Below are 15,925 nucleotides of genomic sequence, written 5' to 3'. Positions count from 1 at the left end.
CCCGAATCCATGAAGAACGAACCCAAGATCACCCCCGAACTGGTTGCCGCCCACGGGCTCAAGCCCGACGAGTATGAGCGCATCCTGAAGCTGATCGGGCGGGAGCCGACCTTCACCGAGCTCGGCATCTTCTCGGCGATGTGGAACGAGCACTGCTCGTACAAATCCTCGCGCATCCATCTGCGCGGCCTGCCGACCAAGGCGCCCTGGGTGATCCAGGGCCCCGGCGAGAATGCCGGGGTGATCGACATCGGCGACGGCCAGGCCGTGGTCTTCAAGATGGAGAGCCACAACCACCCGAGCTACATCGAGCCCTACCAGGGTGCGACCACCGGCGTCGGTGGCATTCTGCGCGACGTCTTCACCATGGGCGCGCGTCCGATCGCCTGCCTCAATGCGCTGAGCTTCGGCGCGCCCGAGCATGCCAGGACGCGGCATCTCGTCTCCGGCGTCGTCGCCGGCGTCGGCGGCTACGGCAATTCCTTCGGCGTGCCGACGGTCGGCGGCCAGGTGCGCTTCCACACCCGCTATGACGGCAACATCCTCGTCAACGCGATGGCCGTGGGCCTCGCCGACGCCGACAAGATCTTCTATGCTGCCGCCTCCGGCGTGAACATGCCGATCGTCTATCTCGGCTCCAAGACGGGGCGCGATGGCATCCACGGCGCCTCAATGGCCTCGGCCGAGTTCGACGACAAGTCCGAGGAGAAGCGACCGACCGTGCAGGTCGGCGATCCCTTCGCCGAAAAACTGCTGCTCGAGGCCTGCCTCGAGATCATGGAGAAGGGCTGCGTCATCGCGATCCAGGACATGGGCGCGGCGGGCCTGACCTGCTCGGCGGTCGAGATGGGCGCCAAGGGCGACCTCGGCGTCGACCTCGATCTCGACGCGGTGCCGACGCGCGAGACCGGCATGAGCGCCTACGAGATGATGCTCTCGGAAAGCCAGGAGCGCATGCTCATGGTGCTCAAGCCCGAGAAGGAAAAGGAAGCCGAGGCGATCTTCAAGAAGTGGGGCCTCGACTTCGCCGTGGTCGGCTACACGACGCCGAGCAAGCGCTTCGTCGTCAAGCATGGCGGCGACGTGATGGCCGATCTGCCGATCAAGGAGCTCGGCGACGAGGCGCCGCTCTATGACCGCCCGCATAGTCCCTCTGCCGCGCTGCCGGTCGTGCACGCGCGCGAGGTGCCGGCGCCGATGGGCGTCGGTGCCGCGCTGGAGAAGCTGATCGGCACGCCCGACATGTGCAGCAAGCGCTGGGTCTGGGAGCAATACGACCATGTCATCCTCGGCAACACCTTGCAGCGTCCCGGCGGCGATGCCGCCGTGGTGCGCGTGCAGGACGGGCCGAAGGGTCTGGCGCTGACCGTCGACGTCACGCCGCGCTATTGCGAAGCTGACCCGTTCGAGGGCGGCAAGCAGGCGGTGGCGGAAGCCTGGCGCAACATCACCGCGGTCGGCGGCAAGCCGCTCGCGATCACCGACAATCTCAATTTCGGCAATCCTGAACGGCCCGAGATCATGGGCCAGTTCGTCGGCTGCCTGAAGGGCATCTCGGAGGCCTGCCGCACGCTGGACTTCCCGGTCGTGTCCGGCAACGTCTCGCTCTACAACGAGACCAACGGCCGCGCGATCCTGCCGACACCTTCGATCGGCGGCGTCGGCCTGCTCGACGATTTCACCAAGTCCGCTTCACTGGCCTTCAAGGCCGAGGGCGAGGCGATCCTCCTGGTCGGCGAAACCCACGGCTGGCTCGGCCAGTCGGTCTACCTGCGCGACATCTGTGGTCGCGAGGAGGGCGCGCCGCCGCCGGTCGACCTCGCGGCCGAGAAGCGCAACGGCGACTGCGTGCGCGGCATGATCCATGCGGGCACCGCGACCGCGGTGCACGATCTCTCCGACGGTGGCCTCCTGATCGCGCTCGCCGAGATGGCAATGGCGAGCGGCATCGGCGCAAAACTGCTGGCGGCGCCGGCGGCGCTCGTGCCGCAGGCCTATTGGTTCGGCGAGGACCAGGCGCGCTATCTCGTCACCGTGCCGGAAACTGAAGCCGGCCGCGTGCTGGCCAAGATGCGCGGCTGCGAGGTGCCCTGCGTGCGCATCGGCACCACCGGCGGCGATGCGATCGCGATCGCGGGCGAGGCGCCGGTCACGATCGATAGCCTGCGGAAATCGTTCGAGCGCTGGCTGCCGGAATATATGAGCGGGAAGGCGGCGTAAGGCGCCGCCACACACTCCGTCATTGCGAGGAGCAAAGCGACGAAGCAATCCAGACTGTCTCCGCGGAGAGACTCTGGATTGCTTCGCTACGCTCGCAATGACGGACGGAGAGGCCTCGGCCTCACAACACGTGCGACGCGCCCGGAATCTTCCGCAACATTGCCGTCAGTCCCCAGCTCAGCATCACCGTGAGCACGAAGCCGATCCCGGCCTTGAAGATCGCAGGCCACGAATAGTCGAACAGCACATACTGGATCCACAGCGCGATCGGGTAGTGCACCAGGAACATGCCGTAGGCGTCCGCCTGCATGCGGTCGAGCAGGTTCGGCCCCGGCGACTTCTGGTGCAGGAAGAAGGCGAGGATCGCGAGCAGGATCGCGGCCGAGAACAGCACGACGAACGTGCCGTAGATCGCCTGATACCAGTCCGGCAGCACGTTGGGATTCCCGAGGATTGCGCGCTTGATGTAGATCATGCACCACATCAGGCAGTAGGGGACCAGCGTGGCGATCACCCACATCCATCGGTTCTTCGGCAACTGGCCCTCTGCGCTGAGGATGCCGCGATCGAAGTTGGCGGCACCGACGCTGACGCCAATGAAGAAATAGGCGAAGTAGAGCAGGACGCGGCTCGCCTGCACCGAAAACGGTCCGAACTCGAACCATTTGTTGGCCCCGAAATGGACCAGCGCGGGCACGTAGACGACGGCAGTGACGACGGCGAGCAGCAGCCAGAACACGGCCGGCTGCTCAAATCCGCGCACCGAAACGCGGTTGACCGGATCGACCAGGTGGGCTGAGACCCGGTAGAGCAGGCTCGCGGTCAGGTCGAACGCCAGCAGCACCCACACGAACCAGATCGGCCCGCTCGGCCACGGCCCGACGGTGATCGTCTTCCACCAGAACGAAGCGAAGGTCAGCTCGGGATCGTGCCGCAGCGCGATCGCGTAATAGGCGATCGGGATGACCGTGAAGGCCGCGATCACGAACGGCAGCCCGAGCCGCAACAGGCGGTCGCGCAGGAAAACCTGTGGCGCCTTGCGCGCGATGCCGGACCACGTGAACAGTCCCGACAGGAAGAAGAACATCGCCATGAAGAAGCTGTCGGTGCAGAGCACGACGACGTCGAAGCCGATCCAGGACGCCGGGTCGGTGTGACCGAAATAGGTGTAGGGAATGACCGCGTGGTGCAGCAGCACCACCAGCGTGAGAAAGGTGCGGGTCCGATCGAGCGACAGATTGCGCGTCTTGGCTTTCGGCGCGGCGTGCGCCTCCGCGCCGATCGTCGCGGAATGTGACATCGTCATCATGGTCGCCCCGATTGCGCTCCTGCCCTGGCCGGACTGTGCCGCCGGGAACCGGATTCAGCAAGCGCCGTTTGTGCCGCGCCTTGCCCGCGGAGCGCCCTCAGGAACCAGTTCCGCGCAGCGAAGTTAGCGTTCGCGAATGGGTTGAGGGCCGCAAAACATGCGGCATTTTAGTCGGAGTTGGTTATGACGATCCTGAATGGGCGCTGATCTTTCTCTTGATCTCGATCGTGGCCGGCGTGCTCGGCTTCACCGGCCTCTCGGCCGCCTCGGCCGATGTCGCCCGCTTCCTGTTCTATATCTTCGTCGTGATCTTCCTGGTGCTGCTGATACTGGGGCTCACGATCTTCAGGGCGTAGCCGGGCTGCCGCTCGAATCGCGGGGCTGAGGCGCCGGCCCTCAATTGCCTGCGAATGGCATGACGCGGGCCATCAGCTCGGCCAGGAACTCATCAGGACGATCGAACGGAATGAAATGATCGCCGCCGCGAACCCACACAAACTCCTTATGCGGGGCCGTGATCTCCTTGAAATATTGCTCGGCGGGTTCGCCCGGCGTCACGCCGTCCGCGTCGCCCTCTATGAAGAACATGGGGATCGAAGATCTGAAGCCCATCGAGGCCATGTCGCTCTGAAACATCGGCCCGTTCCGTCCGGTCAGATACTTGGCTGAGAAGGCGACGCCCTTGCGCCAGTTGTACAAGTCGAGCAGCGAGACATCCGGCATGAAGAGCGGCGGGATGGGGCCGGCGAGCTGGAAGCCGCCGGCGGGCGGCAGACCCAGCGCGTTGCTCCATCTGTCCGCAATCAGGCGATTTTCCGGGGTGAGGGTCGGCTGTGAAGCGACCGGCGCCAATTCCGCCAGGGCTTCACGATTGTTGGCGGATGCCGCAAGCCGTTGCAGGCGCGCGATCGTGAGCTCGAATGCCTTCTCGAAGGTCGTCCTGCCAACCACCTGGCCCGTGCCGACATAGGCCGAGAACAGATCCGGGCGTTGCTTCACCATGTGAATTCCCAGGAACGAACCCCACGAATGCCCGACCAGGACGATCCTGTCCTTGTGCAGATGCGTGCGCAGATGCTCGGCCAGCTCGACGCCGTCCTGCGTCATGCGCTCCAGTGTCATGGTTGGCGCCAGCGTGTCTCCGGTGGCGCCATACGTGCGGCCGGTGCCTCGCTGGTCCCATTGCACGATGGTGAAGTGCTTTTCCCAGGGGCGCCAACCCGACGACATTGGCCAGCTGGAGCCTCCGGGCCCGCCGTGGACGAACAGGAGGACCGGGTTATCCCGATCCTCGCCGCGGATTTGAATCCATTGCTTGATTCCGCCGATGTCGACGAACCCTCCTTCCTGCACGCCCTTCGGTGAGCGGATCGCGAGGGTTTCGGCAGCAAGATGCTGGCGATAGGCGCGAAAACCCAATCCGGCGGCGGCCACCACAATGAGGATACCGGCCACGCCCAGCAACGAGACCCCAATCAGTCTTGCGGCTTTGCGCGGCATCCTGAGCCTTGTGTCGACTGAGAGGAAGCGACCTGCGATCGCCTCCGGCGCGATGAGCCTACCCCACTTCCTCGATCTTCACCTTGTCCGGATAGAAGGCTAGATGGCCGGAAATCTCCGTCATCGCGGGGAAGGGCGTCTCGTAGGTCCAGATCGCGTTGTCGAGCGTCTTGCCGTCGGCCTTGACGCTGTAATAGCTCGCGTCCCCTTTGTAGGGGCAATGGGTGACGCGGTCGGTGCGCTCCAGCAGCGCCATGTTGGCGTCCTCCCGCGGCACATATTGCACCGCCGGATATTTCGCCTCTTTCAAGATCAGCGCCTTGCTGGTCTCGGCGATCACGATGTCGCCGGCCGTGACGCGGACGCGCCGGGGATTTTGGGTAATGGTGATGGGGTGGTCGGGCCCTGGAAGCTTCATGATTTCACGCCTTTTCGATCAATCTTGCGCGCGCGGCACTTTGTCGTGCCTTTATCCGGATGGGATCAGGGATATAGTGCCGGAATGCGTGACGTAGAAGGCCGTTCACGCTAAGTTTGGCCCTGCCGGTCCGGGGACCCCGGCAAGCGATTCGAAGCCGAGACAGGAGCAAGACCCGAATGCCCATGGACGCCCACGATATCGAGGCGATGATCAAGGCAGCGATCCCCGATGCCGAGGTGACGATCCGTGACCTCGCCGGCGATGGCGACCACTATGCCGCGACCGTGATTTCGGAATCCTTCCGCGGCAAGTCCCGCGTCCAGCAGCACCAGATCGTCTATCAGTCCCTGCAAGGCCAGATGGGCGGCGTGCTGCATGCGCTGGCGCTGCAAACCGGGGTACCGGGGGCCTGATCTGATCGCGTGACGGGGGGATGACGATGGCTGCGGACAATCCTCGCGGCGCGATGTTTCGCGTCATCGCGCCGAACCAGCACAGCCGCGTCACCAATGCCGAGCTGTTCTTCGACCTCGTCTTCGTCTTCGCCGTCACGCAGGTCTCGCACACGCTGCTGCACCATTTCACCCCGCTCGGCGCGGTGCACGTCACGGTGCTGTTCCTCGCGGTGTGGTGGGTGTGGGTCTACACAGCCTGGGTCACCAACTGGCTCAACCCCGACCTGACGCCGGTCCGCATCCTGATCTTCCTGATGATGCTGGGCGGCCTCGTGCTGTCGACCACGATCCCGACCGCGTTCGAGGGGCGGGGCCTGTGGTTTGCGATCGCCTACGCGACCATGCAGGTCGGACGCACCGCCTTCTGGCTGCTCGCGACCCCGCGCCATCGAACGGCCGTCCGGCACAACGCGATCCGCATTCTGGTCTGGCTCTGTGGCTCCGCGATCTTCTGGATCCTCGGCGGTCTCGCCCATGACGAGGCGCGGCTGTGGTTCTGGATCGCGGCGCTCGCGATCGAATACGTCTCGCCCGCGGTGCGCTTCTGGGTCCCGAAGCTCGGCTTCTCGTCGGTCGAAGCCTGGGCCGTCGAGGGCGGCCATATGGCCGAGCGCTGCGCCGGCTTCATCATCATCGCACTCGGTGAAGCCGTCGTCGTCAACGGCGCCACCTTTGCCGAACTGGAGTGGACCGCGGACAACATCCTGGCCTTCGTCTCGGCGCTGGCCGGGGCCATCGCGATGTGGTGGGTCTATTTCCACAAGGGCGCGGAGGCCGGCTCCGAGCGCATCTCGAAGTCCGCGGAATCCGGCCGGCTGGCGCGGCTCGCCTACACCTATCTGCACATGCCGATCGTCGCCGGCATCATCCTGACCGCGGTGTCGGACGAGCTGGTGTTGAAGCATCCGACCGGCCATTCCGATATCAGGACCATCGTGAGCACGGTCGGTGGTCCCTTGGTGTTCCTGGTCGGCACCGTCCTGTTCAAGCACGCGATCCGCGGCTTCCTCCAGCTCTCCCACGGCATCGGCATCATCCTGCTACTGGTGCTGTGGTGGTTCGCCGCCGATCTCTCGCCGCTCTGGCTGTCGGTCGCGTCGACCGTGATCATGATCGTGGTCGCGGTATGGGAGTCGGTGTCGCTGGGGTCGAAGCCGGAGGAGGCAGAGCAGCATTGAATTTGGAGCGGTCTGAGCGAGCGCCTCGTCCTTCGAGACGACCGCTGCGCGGTCTCCTCAGGATGAGGCTAATCGGCATAGGCGCCCGCTGAAACTGCTGCCGCGCGCTGGAGCCCGCCGAAGGCGGGCGTCTCGAAGGATGCGCCGCAGGAAAACGCTCTGAAATACATAGCTCTCTGGACGGCCAGTCGAGCGGGAAGTGCCGGAGCGTTTACTCCGCCGCCTCCAGCGCGTGCACCGAAAACATCTTCGCCGCGTCCGTCCAGCTTTCGCGAACCTGCCAGCCCGCGCCCTGCGCCAGCGCAGCAAAACGCTCGAGGCTGTATTTGTAGCTGTTCTCGGTGTGGATGCTCTCGCCGGGGCGGAACGAGAAGCTGGTGCCGAGCAGGCGCACGGTCTGGCTCTTCTTGCTGATCAGATGCATCTCGATCCGGTGCCGCTCGCGGTTGTAGATCGCGCGATGGGTGAAGGCGGACAGGTCGAAATTGCCGCCGAGCTCGCGGTTGATGCGCACGAGCACATTGAGGTTGAAGCGGGCGGTGACGCCGGCGGCATCGTTGTAGGCGTCGTGGAGGACGCGCTCTTCTTTCTCGAGATCGGCGCCGATGATCATCTGCGCGCCCTTGCCCAGGATCTTGCGGGCGCTCTTCAGGAAGGCCTGCGCCTCATGCGGCTCGAAATTTCCGATGGTCGAGCCGGGGAAGAAGCCGACCTTGGGCATCGATGCGACTGCCTTGGGCAACTCGAACGGCGTGGTGAAGTCGGCCGCCACCGGATAGATGCCGAGCGTCGGGAAGTCTCGCTTCAGGCCGTTGGCCTGTGCCTTCAGGAAGTCGCCGGAGATGTCGACGGGCACATAGGCCGCGAACCTGCAGTGATCGAGCAGCAGGCGGACTTTCGTGGTTGCTCCAGCGCCGAACTCGACCAGCGCCGCATGCTGCGGAATGATCTTCGCGATCTCGCTGCTGCGCTCCTTCAGGATCGCAAGCTCGGTGCGCGTCGGGTAATATTCCGGCAGGCGCGTGATTGCCTCGAACAGCTCCGAGCCGGTCGCGTCGTAGAAATATTTCGGCGACAGCTTTTTCGGCTGCTGCGAGAGGTCCTCGATGGCCTCGCGGGCGAAGGCGGTGGTCTGCTCGTCGGGGAGATGGGCTTCGGCCAAAGCGCTGGCGTGCACATTCATGATACTCTCCTGAACGCGCTGTCCGGCGCGCATTTATCGTCGGATGAAAACTAGACGTAATCGGCGAGCCGCAGTCCGGTGAACTGCCAGCGATGGTGCGGATAGAAGAAATTGCGATAGGTAATACGGCTGTGGCCCTCGGGAGTTGCAAGCGAGGAGCCGCGCAGCACCAGTTGGTTGATCATGAACTTGCCGTTGTACTCCCCGAGCGCGCCTTCGATGGCGCGGTAGCCGGGGTAGGGCGAATATGAAGAACGCGTCCACTGCCAGACGATGCCGAAGGCGTCGTTGAGCTGGCCGGCACGCGCAGCAACCTCCCATTCCATCTCGGTCGGCAGATGCTTCCCAGCCCAGCGCGCAAACGCATCGGCCTCGTAATAGCTGACGTGGCAGACCGGCGCGTCCAGATCGACCGGCTTGAGGCCGGCGAGCGTCATCGTGTGCCACTGGCCGTCGATCTCGCGCCAATGGCCGGGGGCGTCCCAGCCTTCGTTGTTGACGGTGGCAAAGCCGTCCATCAGCCACAGCGTTGCGGTCCGGTAGCCGCCGTCGCGCATGAAGGCGAGCCACTCTGCGTTGGTGACGAGATTGCGTGCGACCCTGACCGGACCGACGAGGGCGCGATGCGCCGGCTTCTCATTGTCGAAATGAAAACTGTCGTCGACGTGACCGACGCTGTGGATACCTTCGTTCAGCGTCAGCCAATCCTCCCCCGCGCGTGTCGAAGCCGGGAAGCGCCAGTCCGGATCATAGGCCGGCGGGATCGGGTTCTGCGCGAAAGCATGCAGGATGTCGGTGAACATCAATTCCTGATGCTGCTGCTCGTGATTGAGCCCGACCTCGACGAGCGGCGCGATCTCGCGAAGCTTGTCCGGGCCGACCTCGCGGAAGAATTTGACGACGGCCGCATCGACATATGTTCGATAAGCGCCGACCTGATCGGCGCTGGGGCGGGTGATGTCGCCGCGGTGATTGCGGGAATGGCGCGGGCCGGCGCTGACGTAATAGGAATTGAACAGGAAAGCGAAATCAGGGTGGAAGGGCCGGTAGCCGGGACAGTGCTCGCCGAGCAGGAATTGCTCCCAGAACCAGGTGGTATGGGCCCGATGCCATTTCGTGGGGCTCGCATCCGGCATGGATTGAATCTGCTGGTCTTCGGGCGACAGCGGCTCGGCCCGGCGCTCGGTCTCGTTGCGGACGGCGAGAAATGCCTCTTCCAGCCCCTGGGCGAGGCCGCGCGGGTCGGCCGACGGTGACGAAAGCGGCGGGGTGGCCGTAGCGGAGGCTGATTTCGTCACGTTTTTCTCCAGACAGGACAAGAGAACGTTGTTGGCGTTGCCCGGTTCCAAAACCTGGGTTCGTCCTAGATAGGGGCTCCGTTACGGTATGAAAGTCCTCCCCGGCGATGATATTCGTGGCATCATGTAATGGGGCCGGCGTGGCCTGGACCGGCCGCCCAGGGGGTGTTCAAGCGCTGTGGCCGCCATTTTACTTTGGATGCACAACGGTTTGGGCTACATATATAGGCAGGTATCGGGTTAAATCGGCTGAGCCGGCCCGGAGTGATTGTTGAGGGCTCCGCCCCAGAAGGACACGGATATGAGCATCGCGGAATTCATCGCCAATGAAGTCAAGTCGAACGACGTGGTTCTGTTCATGAAGGGAACGCCGCAGTTTCCGCAGTGCGGTTTCTCCGGCCAGGTCGTCCAGATCCTCGACCATATCGGCGTTGGCTATAAGGGCCTCAACGTCCTCGAATCCGCCGAACTGCGCAACGGCATCAAGGACTACTCGAACTGGCCGACCATTCCGCAGCTCTATGTGAAGGGCGAGTTCGTCGGCGGATGCGACATCGTCCGCGAGATGTTCCAGGCCGGCGAACTGCAGCAGCTGCTCTCCGAGAAGGGCGTCGCCGTCGCGGCCTGACACGTGACCCAGCTGACGCGCCGCATCGGCGGCGCCGAGCTTGAGGTTATCGTCGCTGACATCACGACACTCGGCGTTGACGCCATCGTCAACGCCGCAAATTCGTCTCTCCTTGGCGGAGGCGGCGTTGATGGCGCAATCCACGACGCTGCCGGTCCCGAGCTTCTGGCCGAGTGCCGGACGCTCGGGGGATGTCCGACCGGCGATGCCAAGATCACGAAGGGCTACCGTCTGCCCGCTGGACATGTGATCCACGCAGTCGGCCCCGTCTGGCAGGGCGGCAGCCGCGGCGAGGCGGATTCGCCGCGTTCCTGTTATCGCCGTGCGCTTGAGCTCTCCCAGGCCAATAGACTGAACTCTCTAGCCTTCTCCGCGATCTCGACCGGGGTATATCGCTTTCCGGCCGACCAGGCCGCGAAGATTGCGGTCCATGCGACCATCGAAGCCCTGCCGGCTGCGCCGCTGGTCGCCCACGTCATATTCTGTTGTTTCTCGGAGACAAGCGCCGCGCTCCACACGGACGTTCTGGCGCGGTACAGCAGCCCTTGTGCCTGATGACGTGGTCAGTACACTCCGCTCGGCCACCTTCCGGGGAGGGGATATGAATTCACATTTCGGACTGCGTGCGTTGATTTGCGGCGCACTGGTGTCGCTGGGTGCGATGTCGCTCGCGCGCGCCGAAGGCACCTACGAGATTCCGGCCGGCGCGCATTTCAATCAGGACAAGCTCGCCAAGGTCAGCGAGTTCTTCAAGAACGAGGTCGCGACCGGCAAGATCGCCGGCGCGACAGTGCTGATCAAGCAGCACGGCAAGCCCGTCTTCCGCGAAGCCTTCGGCGTGCAGGACGTGGTGAGCAAGGCGCCGATCACGGACCAGACCATCTTCCGCCTGTTCTCGATGAGCAAGGCGATCACCTCCGTCGTTGCGGTGCAGTTGATCGAGGACGGCAAGATCAAGCTCGACGATCCCGTCTCGAAATACATTCCGTCCTTCGCCAATGTGAAGGTCGGCGTCGAGAAGAAGGCCGACGACGGCACCAAGTCGCTCGAACTCGTGCCGCTGAGCCGGTCGATGACGGTGAAGGATCTGATGACGCACACGTCTGGCGTCACCTATGGCTTCTACGGCGACAGCCTGGTCCGCAAGGCCTATCGCGACGCCAAGATCTACGACGGCGATTTCGATCTCGCCGAGTTCGCCGAGCGCATCGCAAAATTGCCGCTGCACAACCAGCCGGGTGCGCTGTGGCAATACGGCCACTCCACCGACATTCTGGCGCGAGTCATGGAGGTCGCAACCGGCAAGCCTCTGCTCGAGATCGAGCGGGAGAAGCTGCTCGATCCGCTCGGCATGGTCGACACCGGCTTCTTCGTCACCGCGCCCGAGAAGCAGAAGCTTCTGGCGCAGCCGGTGCCGAATGACGCCGATTTTCGTGTCGGCCGGATCAATGATCCGACGGTTGTCAAAAAGATTCAATTCGCCAGCGGCGGCATGGTTACGACCATGGCGGACTATGAGCGCTTTGCGCAGATGCTGCTCAATGGCGGCAGCCTCGACGGCAAGACCATCCTCAAGCCCGAGACGTTCAAGCTGATGGTGACCGACCAGGTCGGCCCGACCTCGGGGGTCAGTCGCGACTATTTCTATTTCCCCGGCGACGGGTTCGGCTTCGGCCTCGGCCTTGCGGTCCGCACCGATCCCGGCAACGCCAAGCCGCCGCCGCCCGGCGATCTCGGGGAATTGAAGTGGGACGGCGCCTCCGGTTGCTATTTCGTCATCGACCCCAAGCAGGACATGTTCTTCGTGCTGCTGGAGCAGACCCCGACCGAGCGCCAGCGCGTGCAGCGGACATTGAAGCAGTTGGTTTATGAAGCAATGGAGTAGTGACATGTTCGGGCGCCGCGCGCTGATCGCGGCGCTCGTTCTTTTGTTCGGTGCAGGTGGTGCGCAGGCGGGCTCCGAGGGGCGCGCCCACACTTTCTCGCCAGAAGGTCTGGCAAAGGTTTCCGACTACATCAGGAGCGAGGTCGCAGCCGGCACCTTTCCGGGCGCGATCCTGCTGCTCCAGCAGCACGGCAAGCCGGTCTATTACGAGAATTTCGGCGTCCGCGATGTCGCCACCGAGATCTCGATGAGCGCGGACACGATCTTCCGGCTCTATTCGATGTCGAAGCCGGTCACGACAGTCATGGCGATGATGCTGGTCGAGCAGGGCAAGCTCTCGCTCGATGATCCCGTCGCAAAGTACATTCCGGCCTTTGGCGCGATGAAGGTCGGCGTCGAGACGAAGGCCGAGGACGGCAAGGCTGCGCTGGCGCTGGAGCCGCTCAGTCGCCCCGTGACGATCAAGGATTTGATGCGCCACACTGCCGGGCTGCCCTACGGCTATTATGGCGGGGGCTTGGTGAACAAGCTCTATGCCGACGCCGGTCTCTTCGACAACAAAGCTTTGACCAACGCCGAACTCGTCGCGAAGATCACCACGCTTCCGCTCGCCGAACAGCCCGGCACGAACTGGGACTATGGCCACTCCACGGACGTGCTCGGCCGCATCGTCGAGGTCATATCGGGGAAATCGCTGTTCGCGTTCGAGAAGGAGCGGCTGCTCGATCCGCTCGGGATGACGGACACCGCATACTATGTCGCCGATCCTGCCAAGTGGCCGCGCATCGCCGAGCCGATGCCGCAGGATCGCGCGATCAGTCCGATGACGCAGGTCCGCGATCCCCGGAAACCGCTGAGGTGGGAGTCGGGCGGCGGCGGCCTTGTTGGTACGGTCGGTGACTACGCGCGCTTCTCGCAGATGCTGCTCAACGGCGGCAGCTATGAAGGCCGGCGCTATCTCAAGCCGGAGACCATCGCGCTGATGGCGTCGGATCATATCGGCCCCGGGACGAAGATCGCGCGCGATCAGAATTACTATCCGGGCGGAAGCTCCGGCTTCGGCCTCGGTTTCGCGGTGCGCACCTCGGTGCCATCAGGGACATCGTGGCCGCTTGGCGAATATCGCTGGGACGGCGTCGGCGGCACCTTCTTCTTCATCGATCCCGAAGACGATCTGTTCGGGATCTTCATGGTGCAGACCCCGTCGCAGCGCGGCCGGATTCAGCTCGCGTTGAAGACGCTGATCTATCAGGCGATGGGGCGGTAGCTGGCCGCCTTCGTAGCCTGGATGGAGCGAAGCGCAATCCGGCAACATCTTTCCGCGAGGCGAGGACCCCGGATTTCGCTGCGCTCCATCCGGGCTACGGACTTACGCCCCGCGCACGATCTCTCTGACATACCCGATCGTTTCTTCGACCTGGGCCGCATTGACGTCGAGATGGGTGCAGGCGCGGATGCGGCCGTCCATCATCGCGAGCGTCACGCCGCGCTGGCGCAGTGCGGCGACCATCTTGTCGCCGGCAATTCCGGCGCCATCAGGCTTGAAGAACACGAGATTGGTCTCGGGCTCCTGCACCTCGACGCCTGCGATCTGCGACAGCCCGCGGGCGAGCGCGCGCGCATTGGCGTGGTCGTCGGCGAGACGGTCGACGTGATGGTCGAGCGCGTAGATGCAGGCGGCCGCGCAGACGCCGGCTTGCCGCATTGAGCCGCCGAGGCGCTGTTTCCACTGCCAGACCGCGTCGATGAAGGCGCGCGAGCCCGCCAGCACGCCGCCGATCGGCGCGCCCAGGCCTTTGGAGAAATCGATCCACGCCGAATCCCACCCCGCCGTCATGTCGCGCGGGGAGATGCCGCTTGCGACGGTGGCGTTGAGCAGGCGCGCACCGTCCATGTGGGTGACGAGGCCGTGCTGCTTGGCGATCGCGACGATCTCGTCGAGCGCTGCCTTCTTCCAGATCGTGCCGCCGCCGATATTGGCGGTCTGCTCGACGCTGACGACGGTCTGCGGCGGCTGGTAGCGCGTCCGCGGATGCAGTGCCTTGCGAAAGGTCTCCGGCGTGAACTGGCCGTCGGGTCCCTTGAGCTGGGTCACCTGGAAGCCGCCGATCGCGGCATGCGCGCCGCCCTCGCGGGCGATGATGTGCGCGCTCTCGTGGGCGAGGATCTCGTCGCCGGGACGGCAATGCACCAGCGTCGCGGTGACGTTGCACATCGTGCCTGAGGGCATGTAGACCGCGGCTTCCTTGCCGAGCAGCGCGGCGACGCGCTCGCACAGTGCGTTCACGGTCGGATCGTCGCCGACCTGCTCGTCGCCGACCTCCGCCCGCGCCATCGCCTCGCGCATCGCAGCCGTCGGCTTGGTCTGCGTGTCCGAAAGCAGATTGATGCGCACCGGCGGCGCCTTGGGATCGATCGGGGGAGGGGTATAGAGCATCAACTTGCTCCCTGAGGGGAATGGCACTCGCTCGCGGTCAGCGAGCTCTGGGTGGACGCCGGGCGGCGTGACGAAACCGCATAATAACGATTTCTGTCTAGGTCACACGATAATCGATCAGATAGGGATAAGGGTTGACCGGCAAGCGACGGACGTATGCACGCGTAGTCGTTCGCCCTGCGTGGGGGTAGGTCTCTAGCAATGCTATGAGAGCGACAATGCGGCCGCGCACGTGGCCTGCGCCTTGGGGCGAGTGCGCCTCGATGTAGGTCAGAATTTGGTCGATTTGGGCGAGCGCCCGCTTCGTATAGCGGACCTTCACAGGCCGTGCTTAGCCCACATCGCGCGGACTTCGTCGGCGCTGGCCAGCTCGCCGCGGGCGATTTCGGCTTCGGCCTCGGCGAGATCTGCCTCTTCCGCCGCCGTCAGCTGGATTGGTGGCTGATCGACCCCGGCAAGCTCAAGCAGGGTCCGCGCCAGTTCGTCCTGCTCTGAATCGGGCAGGCCGGAAACTTTGCTGAAGGCCTCTTCCAGAAGACGCGTCATGCTCAACTCCGCGATGTGCAATCATAGCACAGATGGCCTGAGACATGGGAATCGCCGGCTCAAACAAAAAGGCCCCGGTGAACCGGGGCCTTTGAATGTCGTTCTGCCGAACTATTAGCGCGAATAGAATTCGACGACCAGATGCGGCTCCATCTGCACCGGGAACGGCACGTCGGAGAGGCCCGGGATGCGCACGTACTTGGCGGTCATCTTGCCGTGGTCGACTTCGAGATAGTCGGGGGTGTCGCGCTCGGGGAGCTGGCTGGCTTCGAGCACGTGGGCGAGCTGCTTGGAGGCTTCCTTGACCTCGATCACGTCGCCGATCTTGAGCTGGTAGCTCGAGATGTTGACCTTGCGGCCGTTCACCTTGACGTGGCCGTGGTTGATGAACTGGCGCGCGGCGAAGATCGTGGAGACGAACTTGGCGCGGTACACGACCGCGTCGAGACGACGCTCCAGGAGACCGATCAGGTTCTCGCCGGTGTCACCCTTGAGGCGGCTCGCCTCGACATAGATGCCGTGGAACTGGCGCTCGGAAATGTTGGCGTAGTAGCCCTTCAGCTTCTGCTTGGCGCGCAGCTGCACGCCGAAGTCGGAGAGCTTGCCCTTGCGGCGCTGGCCGTGCTGGCCGGGGCCGTACTCGCGGCGGTTGACGGGGCTCTTCGGGCGGCCCCAGATGTTCTGGCCCATACGGCGATCGAGTTTGTACTTCGCCTCACTGCGCTTAGTCATCGCGTCCTCTTCAGGTACATGGTTTGAGGAAACGCGCCCTCCTGTGTGACGGGCTGGGCCCGGCACTGACAGGTCCGATCCCCAAAGCTTTAAGGGAGAGGACCACGGGTCGCGAAACGCTTCGCGGGCCAAA

17 protein-coding genes are annotated in these 15,925 nt (G+C 64.2%); 8 read left to right on the top strand and 9 right to left on the bottom strand.

What is annotated here, in order from left to right; all coding sequences use genetic code 11:
- The first annotated feature begins 9 nt into the window (after positions 1-9).
- Positions 10-2,220, top strand: a complete 2,211-nt coding sequence (gene purL / locus J4G43_RS34195) for a phosphoribosylformylglycinamidine synthase subunit PurL (protein WP_208087618.1) — start codon at positions 10-12, stop codon at positions 2,218-2,220.
- Between the two features lie 121 nt (positions 2,221-2,341).
- On the opposite strand, the gene J4G43_RS34190 is transcribed toward purL, so the two are convergent.
- Positions 2,342-3,529 carry an acyltransferase family protein gene (locus J4G43_RS34190; protein WP_208087617.1) on the bottom strand — a complete coding sequence of 396 codons (1,188 nt, stop codon included), beginning with the start codon at positions 3,527-3,529 and terminating at the stop codon, positions 2,342-2,344.
- Positions 3,530-3,693: 164 nt separating this feature from the next.
- On the opposite strand from J4G43_RS34190, the gene J4G43_RS34185 reads away from it, so the two are divergent.
- The gene (locus J4G43_RS34185) at positions 3,694-3,885 is read left to right on the top strand and encodes a DUF1328 domain-containing protein (RefSeq protein WP_208089490.1); all 192 of its coding nucleotides are present in this window, start codon (positions 3,694-3,696) and stop codon (positions 3,883-3,885) included.
- A gap of 40 nt (positions 3,886-3,925) precedes the next feature.
- Here the strand turns inward: J4G43_RS34185 and J4G43_RS34180 are convergent, their stop codons facing one another.
- Positions 3,926-5,029 carry an alpha/beta fold hydrolase gene (locus J4G43_RS34180; RefSeq protein ID WP_208087616.1) on the bottom strand — a complete coding sequence of 368 codons (1,104 nt, stop codon included), beginning with the start codon at positions 5,027-5,029 and terminating at the stop codon, positions 3,926-3,928.
- Between the two features lie 58 nt (positions 5,030-5,087).
- Entirely contained in the window at positions 5,088-5,447 is a 360-nt protein-coding gene (locus tag J4G43_RS34175; protein ID WP_014494138.1) for a DUF427 domain-containing protein, read from the bottom strand.
- A 179-nt stretch (positions 5,448-5,626) separates the two neighbouring features.
- Between J4G43_RS34175 and J4G43_RS34170 the strand changes: the two genes are divergently transcribed.
- Positions 5,627-5,863 (top strand): BolA/IbaG family iron-sulfur metabolism protein, encoded by a 237-nt coding sequence (locus J4G43_RS34170; protein ID WP_028147489.1) that lies wholly within the window; start codon positions 5,627-5,629, stop codon positions 5,861-5,863.
- Between the two features lie 26 nt (positions 5,864-5,889).
- Positions 5,890-7,083: a low temperature requirement protein A gene (locus tag J4G43_RS34165; protein ID WP_208087615.1), complete on the top strand. Its 1,194-nt coding sequence runs from the start codon at positions 5,890-5,892 to the stop codon at positions 7,081-7,083.
- 211 nt (positions 7,084-7,294) lie between these two features.
- Here J4G43_RS34165 and egtD read toward each other — a convergent pair whose 3' ends face one another.
- Positions 7,295-8,266, bottom strand: a complete 972-nt coding sequence (gene egtD, locus J4G43_RS34160) for an L-histidine N(alpha)-methyltransferase (protein ID WP_208087614.1) — start codon at positions 8,264-8,266, stop codon at positions 7,295-7,297.
- Between the two features lie 50 nt (positions 8,267-8,316).
- Positions 8,317-9,615: an ergothioneine biosynthesis protein EgtB gene (gene egtB / locus J4G43_RS34155; RefSeq protein WP_208087613.1), complete on the bottom strand. Its 1,299-nt coding sequence runs from the start codon at positions 9,613-9,615 to the stop codon at positions 8,317-8,319.
- A gap of 250 nt (positions 9,616-9,865) precedes the next feature.
- Here egtB and grxD point away from each other — a divergent pair, with 250 nt between their 5' ends.
- From grxD to J4G43_RS34135, 4 genes are read left to right on the top strand one after another with little or no spacing between them, the layout of a single operon-like run.
- Positions 9,866-10,192: a Grx4 family monothiol glutaredoxin gene (gene grxD, locus J4G43_RS34150; RefSeq protein WP_085404302.1), complete on the top strand. Its 327-nt coding sequence runs from the start codon at positions 9,866-9,868 to the stop codon at positions 10,190-10,192.
- Between the two features lie 3 nt (positions 10,193-10,195).
- Positions 10,196-10,747: an O-acetyl-ADP-ribose deacetylase gene (locus tag J4G43_RS34145; RefSeq protein WP_208087612.1), complete on the top strand. Its 552-nt coding sequence runs from the start codon at positions 10,196-10,198 to the stop codon at positions 10,745-10,747.
- A gap of 46 nt (positions 10,748-10,793) precedes the next feature.
- The gene (locus J4G43_RS34140) at positions 10,794-12,077 is read left to right on the top strand and encodes a serine hydrolase domain-containing protein (protein ID WP_208087611.1); all 1,284 of its coding nucleotides are present in this window, start codon (positions 10,794-10,796) and stop codon (positions 12,075-12,077) included.
- 4 nt (positions 12,078-12,081) lie between these two features.
- Entirely contained in the window at positions 12,082-13,344 is a 1,263-nt protein-coding gene (locus J4G43_RS34135) for a serine hydrolase domain-containing protein (protein WP_208087610.1), read from the top strand.
- Between the two features lie 102 nt (positions 13,345-13,446).
- Here J4G43_RS34135 and J4G43_RS34130 read toward each other — a convergent pair whose 3' ends face one another.
- The 4 genes from J4G43_RS34130 to rpsD form a co-directional block, all read right to left on the bottom strand.
- Complete coding sequence (locus tag J4G43_RS34130) at positions 13,447-14,514, bottom strand: threonine aldolase family protein (RefSeq protein ID WP_208087609.1); 1,068 nt, start codon at positions 14,512-14,514, stop codon at positions 13,447-13,449.
- Between the two features lie 97 nt (positions 14,515-14,611).
- A complete protein-coding gene (locus J4G43_RS34125) occupies positions 14,612-14,836 on the bottom strand; it encodes a type II toxin-antitoxin system RelE/ParE family toxin (RefSeq protein WP_208087608.1) in 225 nt (74 codons plus the stop codon).
- Positions 14,833-15,060: a hypothetical protein gene (locus J4G43_RS34120; RefSeq protein WP_028147480.1), complete on the bottom strand. Its 228-nt coding sequence runs from the start codon at positions 15,058-15,060 to the stop codon at positions 14,833-14,835. The genes J4G43_RS34125 and J4G43_RS34120 overlap by 4 nt, the downstream gene beginning before the upstream one ends.
- 114 nt (positions 15,061-15,174) lie before the next feature.
- Positions 15,175-15,792, bottom strand: a complete 618-nt coding sequence (rpsD, locus tag J4G43_RS34115; protein WP_071912408.1) for a 30S ribosomal protein S4 — start codon at positions 15,790-15,792, stop codon at positions 15,175-15,177.
- Positions 15,793-15,925 lie beyond the last annotated feature (133 nt).

The sequence above is a fragment of the Bradyrhizobium barranii subsp. barranii genome, assembly GCF_017565645.3.
GTDB lineage: Bacteria > Pseudomonadota > Alphaproteobacteria > Rhizobiales > Xanthobacteraceae > Bradyrhizobium > Bradyrhizobium barranii.
Note: the sequence above shows the minus strand (reverse complement) of the source record. Positions and strands in the feature narration are given on the sequence as shown.